This is a genomic window from uncultured Pontibacter sp. (assembly GCF_947492645.1).
Lineage (GTDB): Bacteria > Bacteroidota > Bacteroidia > Cytophagales > Hymenobacteraceae > Pontibacter.
In genome coordinates this window covers 292,243-304,161 of sequence record NZ_CANLMZ010000009.1, presented here as the reverse complement: position 1 = coordinate 304,161, position 11,919 = coordinate 292,243, and the positions used below count along the sequence as shown (strand labels likewise).

The 11,919-nt window shown below is 45.8% G+C and carries 11 protein-coding genes; 6 read left to right on the top strand and 5 right to left on the bottom strand.

Annotation, left to right across the window (positions count from 1 at the left end):
* Positions 1 to 93: 93 nt before the first annotated feature.
* The 4 genes from Q1A23_RS15490 to Q1A23_RS15475 form a co-directional block, all read right to left on the bottom strand.
* On the bottom strand, positions 94 to 3,291 hold the full coding sequence (locus Q1A23_RS15490) for a multidrug efflux RND transporter permease subunit (RefSeq protein ID WP_299824892.1): 3,198 nt from the start codon (positions 3,289 to 3,291) through the stop codon (positions 94 to 96).
* Positions 3,292 to 3,331: 40 nt separating this feature from the next.
* Positions 3,332 to 4,474, bottom strand: a complete 1,143-nt coding sequence (locus tag Q1A23_RS15485) for an efflux RND transporter periplasmic adaptor subunit (RefSeq protein WP_299824890.1) — start codon at positions 4,472 to 4,474, stop codon at positions 3,332 to 3,334.
* Between the two features lie 18 nt (positions 4,475 to 4,492).
* A complete protein-coding gene (locus Q1A23_RS15480; RefSeq protein ID WP_299824888.1) occupies positions 4,493 to 5,824 on the bottom strand; it encodes a TolC family protein in 1,332 nt (443 codons plus the stop codon).
* Positions 5,825 to 6,009: 185 nt separating this feature from the next.
* The gene (locus Q1A23_RS15475) at positions 6,010 to 6,591 is read right to left on the bottom strand and encodes a TetR/AcrR family transcriptional regulator (protein WP_299824886.1); all 582 of its coding nucleotides are present in this window, start codon (positions 6,589 to 6,591) and stop codon (positions 6,010 to 6,012) included.
* A 191-nt stretch (positions 6,592 to 6,782) separates the two neighbouring features.
* Here Q1A23_RS15475 and Q1A23_RS15470 point away from each other — a divergent pair, with 191 nt between their 5' ends.
* The 4 genes from Q1A23_RS15470 (at position 6,783) to Q1A23_RS15455 (ending at position 10,257) form a co-directional block, all read left to right on the top strand.
* Positions 6,783 to 7,253 carry a DoxX family protein gene (locus tag Q1A23_RS15470; protein WP_299824885.1) on the top strand — a complete coding sequence of 157 codons (471 nt, stop codon included), beginning with the start codon at positions 6,783 to 6,785 and terminating at the stop codon, positions 7,251 to 7,253.
* A 322-nt stretch (positions 7,254 to 7,575) separates the two neighbouring features.
* Positions 7,576 to 7,716, top strand: a complete 141-nt coding sequence (locus Q1A23_RS15465; RefSeq protein WP_299824882.1) for a hypothetical protein — start codon at positions 7,576 to 7,578, stop codon at positions 7,714 to 7,716.
* 273 nt (positions 7,717 to 7,989) lie between these two features.
* Positions 7,990 to 9,291, top strand: coding sequence for an NCS2 family permease (locus Q1A23_RS15460; RefSeq protein ID WP_299824880.1), 1,302 nt, complete (start codon positions 7,990 to 7,992; stop codon positions 9,289 to 9,291).
* Between the two features lie 231 nt (positions 9,292 to 9,522).
* Positions 9,523 to 10,257, top strand: a complete 735-nt coding sequence (locus tag Q1A23_RS15455) for a membrane or secreted protein (RefSeq protein WP_299824878.1) — start codon at positions 9,523 to 9,525, stop codon at positions 10,255 to 10,257.
* A 17-nt stretch (positions 10,258 to 10,274) separates the two neighbouring features.
* On the opposite strand, the gene Q1A23_RS15450 is transcribed toward Q1A23_RS15455, so the two are convergent.
* The gene (locus Q1A23_RS15450; RefSeq protein WP_299824876.1) at positions 10,275 to 10,451 is read right to left on the bottom strand and encodes a hypothetical protein; all 177 of its coding nucleotides are present in this window, start codon (positions 10,449 to 10,451) and stop codon (positions 10,275 to 10,277) included.
* Between the two features lie 276 nt (positions 10,452 to 10,727).
* On the opposite strand from Q1A23_RS15450, the gene Q1A23_RS15445 reads away from it, so the two are divergent.
* Together Q1A23_RS15445 and Q1A23_RS15440 are read left to right on the top strand one after the other, a co-directional pair.
* Positions 10,728 to 10,928: a hypothetical protein gene (locus tag Q1A23_RS15445; RefSeq protein WP_299824875.1), complete on the top strand. Its 201-nt coding sequence runs from the start codon at positions 10,728 to 10,730 to the stop codon at positions 10,926 to 10,928.
* A gap of 21 nt (positions 10,929 to 10,949) precedes the next feature.
* On the top strand, positions 10,950 to 11,687 hold the full coding sequence (locus tag Q1A23_RS15440; RefSeq protein WP_299824873.1) for a PRC-barrel domain-containing protein: 738 nt from the start codon (positions 10,950 to 10,952) through the stop codon (positions 11,685 to 11,687).
* Positions 11,688 to 11,919 lie beyond the last annotated feature (232 nt).

The window sequence follows — 11,919 nt, the reverse complement described above, 5'->3', positions numbered from 1 at the left end:
AACACAAACGTATTGGAGGTCTCAAATTAAAAAGTAATTTCGTCTCAAACCCGTCAACTTATATCAGGACGAGACATCTTAAATAATAATATACTATTGGTTTACATAAGCAGGATCTCCGCCTTCATCCTCATCAGGTTGGCCATTGCCTTGCGCACGAAGCGCAGCCAATCCTTTTTTACCATAAGCTAGCCTGGTAATTACTACGTAAAGCACCGGCACCACAAATATGGCAAGGAAGGTAGCAGCCAACATACCACCAATTACCGTCCATCCGATAGTTTGGCGAGACACAGCACCTGCACCAGATGAAATGGCCAGCGGCACCACACCAAGTATGAAAGCAAGTGAGGTCATGATGATTGGGCGTAGACGTAGCTTTACAGCTTCTATCGTTGCTTCTATCAGCTCCATTCCACGGTCTACCCTTTCTTTGGCAAACTCCACAATCAGAATGGCGTTTTTAGCAGCCAAACCAATCAGCGTAATCATACCCACCTGTGCATACACGTTATTATCTAACTTAGGAAGGAAGGTAAGTGCCAGGATAGCACCGAACATACCCAATGGTATGGTAAACAAAATAGAGAACGGCACAGACCAGCTTTCATATAAGGCAGCCAGCAACAACAGTACAAGTATAATAGAGAGGGAGAAAATATAAATGGTACTGCTTCCGGCGGCACGTTCCTCACGGCTTAGGCCAGTAAACTCATACCCATAACCTGCCGGCAACACCTGCGCTGCAACTTCTTCAAGCGCATCCAACGCCTGTCCACTACTGTAACCTGGTGCTGCACTACCGTTTATATCAACTGATCGGAACAGGTTAAAGTGCGAGATAACAGGCGCATTCTCTACAACCTCTGTGGTAACCAAAGCACTTAATGGTACCGATTCACCTTGCCTGCTCATTACATAAAACTGCTTCAGGCTCTCAATATCCATTCTATAGGAAGTATCAGCCTGCGCCACCACCCTGAAATTACGGCCGTAGCGTGTGAAGTCGTTTACGTAGCGGCTACCCATATACGTAGACATAGTAGCATAGACATCTGCAATGTTTACACCGAGTCTTTTAGCTTTCTCACGGTCTACCTCTACGTGGTAGCCAGGGGTTTTGGCAGTAAAGAAACTATAAGCCATGGCAATTTCAGGGCGTTGGTTGGCTGCCCCTAGGAACTGCCCCATAACCTGCTCCAACGCCTTCACATCGCCGGCGGTGCGCTGCTGCAGCACAAAGCTAAAGCCACCTGAAGAGCCAAGACCCGGAATAGCGGGCGGCGCCACAAGTATAACGTTTGCCTCTTTTATACCAGCAATCTTCTGCTGTACCTCAGCCATTACTCCATTCAGATGAGAAGCCTCGTCTTGCCTTTGATCCCAAGGCTCCAGCTGCACGAAGAACGTACCACTATTCGACTTAAAAGAGAAGTTTATGGCATTCAGACCAGCAATGGAAGTATAGTTACGAATGGCTTTAACGGAGCCCAGTTGTTCACCTATCTGGCTAAGTATGGCAGATGTTCTGCTCATAGAAGCTCCTTCAGGCAACTCAACAGACACAAACATACGGCCTTCGTCTTCAGTTGGTATAAAGCCAGTTGGTTTTGCAACAAACAAGCCGGCTGTGCCTGCATACACACAAACCAGAAGTATAAGCACCAGCGGCGTTGCTTTTATACTTTTGCGAACACCCACAGAGTAAGATTCTGTGGTGCGGGCAAACCAGTTGTTAAAGTTGTAGAAGAACTTATTTATACCTCTCGAATCCTTACGCACATTCATCGGCTTTAGCATAATAGAGCAAAGCGCTGGTGTAAGCGTAAGGGCCACGAAAGCTGAGATCAATACTGAAATTGCGATAGTGATGGCAAACTGCTGATACAAACCACCCACAATACCCGGTATGAAACCAACAGGTATAAACACCGCCGCAAGTATAAGGGCAATCGCGATTACCGGAGCTGTAATGTCCTTCATGGCTTTACGCGTAGCCGCTTTTGCCGAAAGGCCTTCATGGTCTATGTAGTGCTGCACCGCCTCTACCACCACAATGGCATCATCCACCACAATACCGATTGACAATACAAAACCGAAAAGTGTTAACGTGTTGATGGTAAAACCAAGCGGGATAAAGAAGATAAAGGTACCGATAATAGATACTGGAATTGCCAGGATGGGCACCAGCGTGGCGCGCCAGCTTTGCAGAAACAGGAATACTACGATAATTACAAGTATAAGCGCCTCTACCAGCGTCATTACCACTTCGTTGATGGATACCTGCACGACCGATACCGTTTCAAAAGAAACAACATAGTCAACATCGGCAGGGAAAGAGGCTTTCAGTTCGTCCAAAGCAGCATAAATACCTTCAGCAGTTTCCAGGGCGTTACTGCCTGGCGCCTGGTAAAGCAGCATCATCGTGGCTGGGTTGCCGTTTATTTTTGATTCACGTCCGTAATCGAAGCGGCCAAACTCAATGCGGGCAACATCACGCAGGTACACAATAGAGCCATCAGCCGGGTTAGTGCGCACAATAATGTTACCGAACTCCTCCTGCGTCTGCAGGCGGCCTGTTACAGTTATCGGGTACTGGAATGCCTGCGTATTATACTGTGGCGAACCACCTACTGTACCAGCTGCAACCTGCAGGTTTTGTTCCTGGATGGCAGCAGTAATTTCGCTGGCGCCAATGCCGTACTGTGCCAGCTTGTCTGGCTGCAGCCAGAGGCGCATACTAAAATCCTGACCAATGGAAGTAATATCACCCACACCACTCACACGCATCAACGCGTCTTTTATATAGATGTTGGTATAGTTATCCAGGTACTGGATGTCATGGGTTTTGTTCGGCGAGTAAATACCGATAACCATCATGATACTCGGGTTACGCTTGCGTACTGTTACGCCCAAACGTCTAACTTCTTCCGGTAGTGTTGGTTGGGCTATACTTGCGCGGTTTTGCACGTCCAGCGTTGCAATGTCTATGTCGGTACCAATCTCGAAAGTAACCGACATGTTCATCTGGCCTGTACCGGTGCTGGTAGAGGTAATGTAAGCCATACCAGGCGTACCGTTAATCTGCGTTTCAACGGGTGTGGCTACTGCCTGCTCAACTGTAAGTGCATCTGACCCCGTGTAGTTAGCCGACACCGAAACTGATGGCGGCGAAATATCCGGGTATTGCGTTACAGGCAGGTTCATCATAGACAGTAAACCAACCAAAACGATCACAATCGAGATCACAATGGAGGTTACCGGCCGTTTTATAAAAACATCTGAAATCATATTCTCTTATAAATTTCTGCTGAGGGTTATTCTGAAATGCTTACTTACCTTGTGCCTGAGGCTGGGCTCCCTGTGGTGCTCCTACCTGCACTTTAGCACCTTGGCGCAAACGCTGTATGCCTTCCACTACAATCTCCTGACCTGCTTTTAAGCCCTCGCGTACCACCACATTGCCACTTACGCGCGTACCTAACTGCACATTTTGCTGTACCACCGAGTCGGCCTGCACCACATACACAAAGTACTCACCCAGCTGCTCTGTTACTGCTTTGTAAGGAATAACTACCTGCTCTCCTATATCCTGGTTTAGCACAGCCAGGTTAACGGTCATACCGGCAATCAAAGTACCATCCGGGTTCGGGAACGCTACTCTTACAGTTGTAGTACCAGACTGGCGGCCAATGGCTCTGTCAATAACAAGGAGTTTACCCAGGTGTTTGTATACCTCCCCGTTATTCAGGGTTATCGTGAAAAGCGAATCAGGTTGTTTACCCTGCTGAAACTTACTAAAGCGTGCTATCTCCTGCTCGTTAATTGAGAAATCAACAGCAATAGGGTCTGTGGATGAGATTGTATTTAACAACGGCTGGCCAGGGGATACCTGTGCTCCTACCCTTACCTGCGAGATACCGATGGTGCCGCTGAACGGTGCGTTGATAACAGCATAACCAACATCCGTAGAAGCGCTTTGCACCTGCGCCTGCGCCGATGCCACCTGTGCCTTGGCAGTCTGTACTTCTGTGCGGGCATAATCTACCTGCTGTTTCGCAATCGCGTCGCGCTCTGCAAGTCTTTCATAACGCTCCAGGTCCTTCTCTACCCTGGCAAGGTTAGCTTTTGCGCTTAGCAGGTTTGCCTGCGCCTGCTGCAGCCCAGCCTGGTATTTGCTTTGGTCTATCTGGTAAAGGCGCTGGCCTTTGGTAACCCGCTGCCCATCCTGCACAAATATATTGGTAATATAACCGGATACCTGTGGGCGCAACTCAACTTCCTGAAGCGGTACAACAGTTGCTGGGTACGTGTCTGTGCCTGTAACATTTTCTGCGGAAACTTTAAAGGTATTTACTTGAACGGCCATTGCCGCAGGGTTCATCTGCTGCTGTCCGGCATCATCGCCACCGCAAGACATAAGTATAGTAGGGCTTATAATGGCTGCCAAAAGCCAGGCGTACTTATTTTTCATTATCTTATTTCTCTGATTTTATCTGTTTATGTCTATGTTACCTAAAGCTCTCTGGTAGTCTAATTTACTTGCCAGCAGGTTGTAAAGGGCATTGTAGTAATTTAATTGCGTCGTGCGAAGCTCAGTCTCGGCAACGATCAGATCTACATAGGCTTTCACTCCCTCGTCGTACTGCAGTTTTATTATATCATACACCTCTTCGGCCATCACTAAATTATTCTGCAGGGTGCGCCATTCAGTATAATCGCTTTTGTAATTGGCAAGCGCTGTCTGGAACTCTGTGTTGATGGCTCTGCGTGTGTTGTCGATCTCCACATCCAGGCGCTCTTCCTGCAGTTGCGCTATTTTAACATTCTGGTATCTTCTTGTGCCCTGAAAAATTGGAACAGCTACCTGAAGGCCAACAGCAGATGTTGGATAAGATTTGTTGTAAAGGTCTGAGAACTCGTTGTTGAAGTATAGCAGGTTGTAATTACCGAAAGCTGACAATGTTGGCAGGAAGCTCCATTTGTTGTAAGCGGTGTTTAAGAGCAGGAGCTCGCGTTGTGTCTCTAGTTGCCTCAGTTCCACCCTGTTCTCAAACGCAATGGCCTGTGTCGTATCAATCAGTACCGCCTCCTCCATCAGGTTATACTGGTGGGTAAGTTTAAGATCCTGCTCTACCGGGTATCCCATCAATTGCTTCAGATAAGCCAGTCGCGCCTTGATGCCCTCTTCAGCGCGTTTTCTGTCGCTGCGGATGTTGGCTAAGGTAATCGCTGCCCTCTGATAGTCTGTCTTATCTACAAGGCCTACTTCGTACCTGCTTCTGGCATCGTTATACTGTTTTTCCTGGCGTATTAGGTTCAGGTCCAGGATGCGTAATTGCTCCTGTGTCAGGAGTACATCGTAAAATGCCTTACTAACCTCTACAACTGTGTTTATGCGCGTGTCTGTTATCTGTTGGTCCAGTTGCTGCCTTGTAAACCGGGCAGCTTTGGAAGCCAGCAGCAAATCACTACTGAATATAGTCTGGGTGGCTTCTAACGCTATGTTGGAAGTATACTTTTGCCCCAGCGTAACGATTTGATCTCCAAAAGGCTGCTGCTGTAATTTTAAGTTGTGCGTGCCGCCGTAGCGCGCAGATATCTGGGGAAACCAACCTGAAAGGTTTGCTTTGATCTCGCGTTCGCCAATGGCTTCATCTAGCAACGCTTGTTCTACCGCTGCCCGGTTCTCGAGGGCAAAATTAACGCATTGGTCCAGCGTTAAGCTATCTGCGGGTACAGCTGCATTGCTTTGGGCAAACACTACCGCCGGAAACAGCAGGCACCCTGTCAGCAGTAATTTAAATTCTGTTACTAATTTCATGTATACTAATACTATACTGTAGGTTGTTGATGGATAATTAACGTTTGCAAGCACTATCTGATAGTCCTTTTGCAGCTATTGTTTTTATACTTTTTTTCATAGTGTATCATTTCAGACTTAGTTGTTTAACCATCGTTTTAGATACAGTAAGCTTGGTTTTTATATAAGGGTAAAGTTTAAGATGTTTAAGTTATGTTGGGTGCCTTCATCCCATCCCACAAAATTTGCGGAATCTGCTCTATTTCTGCCTCTTCAAATGCCAGCCTTCCCGATGCCACGATCTTAGCTGTTGACACAATGTTGCTGTGCGCCAGTATGCCAAGTATTTTAGGGCTTACCTGCTTTAAGTGCCCTTCTGCTATACCTCGTTCAAAAAAACTGAAGAGCAACTGGTGAAACGTATCATGCTCTAACGAAGGCCTGCCTGCATTAAAAGGTGAATTCACGAACTGCTCAAAAAACTTGAGTACATTAGGATTGGTATGATAAAACCCATAAAGCCCGAACCACAGGTTGAAGAAACATTCCCGGAAAGGAATTGTTTGGCAATTCTCTCTTTCAACTACACTAATGACCTGTTTCTGCACATAACAGAACAGCTCGCAGATCAACTTATCTTTGCTTTCGAAGTAGTGATAAATAGTACCCGCCGCCACGCCGGCATGTTTGGCAACCATACTCATAGGGGTGCCATGAAAACCATTTTCCCGCACCAATTCGAGTGTACTTTCAAAAATAGCTTTCTTCTTTTCTGCAATCGGCTCCATGTACTCCTGCTTTTAATTGAACGTTCATTCGGGTGGCAAAGGTAAGAAGCCAAACTTTAAATAGAAATCTAAATTCCGTATTTACTTATTTATCCAGGCTGAACAGGATCAAAAAAATAGTATAAAACCGGTTTAATACTATTAAACGTAAATATAGAAATAGTGTATTTATACCTAAAACCCTTACAGCTATGGCACTTGCACAAGAACTTCGCAGTAACCGGCGTGTTAACAGCGCAAACAACCCGGTCTGGATGGATGGCTTAAGAATTATTCTTGGTTTGTTTCTTTTCCTGAAAGGCATTCTGTTTCTGGAGCATACTACTGATGTGTTCTACATCTTTAGCGCTAGCCAGGATTTTCTATCCGCAGGCAAAGCCCATTTACTTACAAGTATGGTGCACATTGTTGGCGGCTTGATGATTGCGTTTGGGTTATTAACCAGGCTGGCGCTACTGTGCCAGTTCCCTATCCTTATTGGAGCGCTATTGATTGTAAACCCACAGCGTGGCCTGAGTGTAAGCAACCCGGAACTTATACTTTCGATTTTAATTACTGGCCTTTTGCTATTCTTTATGATTGTTGGGCCTGGTCGCTATTCAGTAGACAACAAAATTCTCAGACAGCGTAAGCCTGAGTTAAAGTCACCTGCTGAAGCCTGATTGAAGTATAGAAGCCTTACTTAAAAGGTATAGTTGCAACTATCTGCAGCTGCTATACCTTTTTTTGCCCTCTCCAGAACCTGTTGGCTAAGGATATACTTATGTGGTACCTTTAGTTAAGTTCTGCTGTTTCCTGGGACAGTTTAAATCATAGATTACAGAGCTGCTGCAAAATAAAACCGCAATATTTTTAGTGTTTCTATTTATACTTCGCTCACCCTGCAGTAAGTTGAAATTTGCATGAAAGAAAGCAACAATAAAAAGGCATGGTCTGTCAGGCGGAATATACACAATTTCAAGCCGCCTGACCGTGGAGTCAACTATGTTAAAGATAAAATCTCATTTATACTTTCCGGCTTCCGCACTTATGCCGAAATCTAATGCTTCTGGCAATATCCGCAATGGAGCCATAGGATACTTCGGCGCATCTGCCGTACCGGTAATTGAAAAAGTAGTGGAATAATTGCCGAATGAAAACCTAAACGTTGAAGTACTTACATGTATACAAGCAGGCTGTTCTGATGTGGGCAGCCTGCTTGTATACTTTTAAGCCAAATATCAACTCCCTGTCCAGATTGTCAGTTTCTAAAGTATGCCTTCAGCTGTACCGGCATGGCCACGTAAAAAAGCAACCCCTCATACTTCTCCTGGTCTCATTGCCTTTGTTATTTTGATTAGTTTTGAAATATCAACGTATCAAACGGAAAGTTAAAATTATCAAACCAACTAAAGAGAAATGGAGTCTTTCTTCCAGCTGAAGCAAAACAATACGAACATAAAAACCGAGGTTATTGCTGGCGTATCGTCTTTTCTGGCTACAGCTTACATCATCGTTGTAAACCCCACCATACTTAGCCAGGCAGGCATGCCTTTTTCTGGAGTTCTAACGGCTACGGTGCTGGTATCTTTCTTCAGTAGTTTGATGATGGGCCTCTATGCCCGTAACCCGATTTTGCTGGCACCTGGCATGGGCCTTAATGCATTTTTCACGTTCTCGGCAGTAATCGGCCTTGGCATTAGCTGGCAAGTAGCATTAGGGGCCGTATTCTGGTCTGGCATTGTATTCCTGGTGCTTTCGGTTTTTAATATACGTACGCTCATTGTAAAAGCTATCCCACGACCTTTGCGTTTCGCGATAGCCGCCGGAATCGGACTTTTTATTACACTTGTTGGCTTTGCAAATGCTGGCTTTATCGTTTCAGACCCGGCTACTGTTATCGGCAAAAGTCCGCTGAACCCGGCTTTGCTTACGTTTCTGGCTGGCTTGTTTTTAACGGCTATACTTTTGGTAAAGAATGTGCACGGTGGCATCTTGCTCGGCATACTTTTCACGACGCTGGCAGCTTACCCGCTGGGCCGTTGGTGGGCCGTGGATGCAGCTCCGCTTATAAGCTGGCAGGGCATTTTTGCAGCCCCCGATTTTAGCCTTTTACTGCAGCTGGATTTAGTTAACTCCTTACAATGGTCCATAGTACCTGTTATCTTCGCCTTTGTTTTTACGGATATGTTCGACAGCCTCTCCACGTTTATAGGTTTGGCAGAGGCAGCCAACCTTACCGACGAGCACGGCGAACCCCGCAACGTAAAGCAATCCTTAACCACAGATGCCGTAGCCACCACATTGGCAGGTCTTGTAGGCTCCAGTCCCGGCACCGCTTATGTAGAGTCGGCGGTTGGCATTGAAGCGGGTGGGCGCACGGGACTAACGGCCGTAGTGGGTGGTTTACTTTTTCTGCCCTTCCTGTTTATGGCCCCACTCCTATCCATGATACCTGCCATTGCCACAGCTCCGGCATTAGTGTTAGTGGGTGCTTTTATGATAAGGCCTGTTGTAAACATTAACTGGAACCAGCTGGATGAGGCTATACCAGCCTTTCTGGCTATGGTGCTTATTCCTTTCACCTATTCCATTACCCAAGGTATAATTTGGGGCTTTTTAAGCTGGACCATCTTAAAGCTTATAACAGGTAAGCACAGAGAGGTCAGCCCAATGTTGTGGATCATCAATGCATTTGCCATACTTTCGCTGGCCATGTAAAGGGCTCTATTCTAAACATAACGCCATATTATACTTTATACTTACTGCCGCAGCTTCGTTATCGAGCAGCAAACAAAACCAGTAGAATTCCGAAGGAGTATACAGCAGATTATCGTAATCATATTTAAAGTATAAATTTGATAATTTAACCCTTTGGCCATGAACACAAGTAGCTTTATCTTAATTAAAACTGTAGCGGTTATCTGCTGCCTATACTTTATGGGTGCTAGTATGAAAACTTTTAAGGTTAAACCTTTAGCAACTGATACCATGCAAGCTGATGCACAGGAAAAAATGTTGGAGGGCGCATGGCAGTTAAGCAGCAAAGCAACACCGGGTGTTACCACCGTTAAGCTAGTGCAGGATGGCTACTTTGCAGTTGCCATATATAACCAGGATTCAAAGAAATTTATCGGCACTTACGGCGGCACCTATACTGCCAGCAACGGCAAACTAACCCATACCTACGAATTCAGCACGCTGGATGCTGCGAAGGTAGGCACCACAGCAACCGGAACGTATAAACTGCAGAACGGGAACTGGCAGATAAACGGCCTGGGCCTTAACCAGAAGGAAAGCGAAAACTGGAAGAAAATTGATGAGCAAAGCAGCACCTCACCATTGGCGGGTACCTGGCGTATAACAGGCCGTGAGCGTGACGGGCAGATGAGTACCATGCAGCCCGGCCCACGCAAAACCCTCAAAATATTGTCGGGTACTCGTTTTCAATGGATTGCTTTTAACACAGAAACGAAGGAATTTTCAGGAACCGGCGGGGGCACTTACACAGCCAATGACGGGAAGTATACCGAACATATCGAGTTTTTCTCCCGCGACTCCAGCCGTGTAGGCATGCAGCTTTCGTTTAACTACGAAGTAAAAGACGGCAAGTGGCTACACAGCGGGCAGAGCAGCACCGGAAATAAGATAAACGAAGTATGGGAACGCATCGCTGTAAAAAGATAAAGCCCAGCTAGCTTCACTTACTCAGCTTTCTTTTTGATGGCGCCGTAAAGCACAGGGCTAAAATAACGGAGGTTCTCAAGCACGCAGGCCATACTATAAAACTTTTCCGGATCTACTTCTGCGTTCTCGGCCATAGCTTCCAGAATGGTATCTAGTGCCTCCGTATACTTCTCTCTAAATTGTTCTGCTGTCATTTTTTAACTATTTGCCGCTTGTGTACCCCGGCTTTAAATGGTTGTTTGCTGTTGGCAAACTGCACCGGTTTTGCAGCGCCTCACAAAATAACAGAAACAAACGCAAAAAGATTTAGGCGTAACGCATTTTATAGGTTGTAAACGGCAGCGTGCCTTATCTGCTTAGCGCTTTTCCCTAAAATTCAACATAAGTCAGGTCGTAAGCGTATTTAATTCACAGTTAAATTACACCTGCGCTACGGGCAGGCATCAGGCACAAAAAACAATAAAAGAGATATGGCAGAGATAAACATTGAACGCAAAAAGAAATCGGTATGGCCGTGGTTGCTCTTGATCCTCCTGGTAGCCTTACTTATCTGGGCAATCTACGAACTGACAAACGATAACGACACCGTAAATACAGGAAATGTGTCTGTTGCCGGAATGATAATCACGAGTGAGGACCTGCAGCAACTGCCCTACCCTGTTATTGTATAAAAGCCTCTAAAAGATAAAACTATGAGTAATGAAGAACTAAGAAATGAAAGGCTGACGCCCCTAAGCTCTTTAAAAGACTATAAAGTAGCAAAAGGCAACCCGGATGTGCTCGGATGGAGAGTTGTGGGTGCCAATGGAGATAGCCTGGGTGTTGTAAAAGACCTGATTGTAGATATGCAAGCCATGAAAGCACGGTACATTTCCGTAGTGGCAGACCGTAAATTCTTTGGTACTGATAACGACCAGTACATGCTGGTGCCAATCGGGGCTGCGGCCATCGATAAAAGCGGCAAAAAAGTGTTTTTGTCCTCTATTGATTCCAGGTCGATAGGCAGGTACCCGGTTTACCAGGGTGGGCCCATTCCCCCGGACTATGAATACGCCGTAAGGGATACGTTTCAGCAGTCGCAGCGCGATATAATTCCGGACACTACAAAGGATTATAGTGCTGAGTTTGCCGAAGCGGTAGACAGAGACAATACTACACAAACAAACATCAACGACGATTTTTACAACAACGATACTTTTAACGAAGACAGGTTTTATACGTCAGACCAGGAGGTGTACACGGAAAGAACCTATCCTACAAAAGTTTACGACAGCACCGAGTCAACTGATGACCTTTACCGCGAAGACAGAACACCTACAAATGTGGAGGACTCCATCGCCACAATTGAACGGCTGGAAAACCTGCGCGAGCGAGGCTCTATCACCGATGAAGAGTTTATCTTATTAAAAAAGAGGGCATTAAACCTTTAATTTGAAGTATAAATAGCAAAAGCAAGTATGTGCGAATGTACCAGTACTGCCTTTGCAAGTATAAGTATAGCCTTCTGCAGACCATCTAATAAAGTATACTTCACCTATAATTCGCACAGGTCTTATTTATACTTTAAACCAGCGCCGGGTTGGCTCTAAAACTTTATGGCAATCAAGGCAGTACTATTATTCTCAAGGTGTTAAGGGAGCCTGTGCACCTGTAAAACATGCT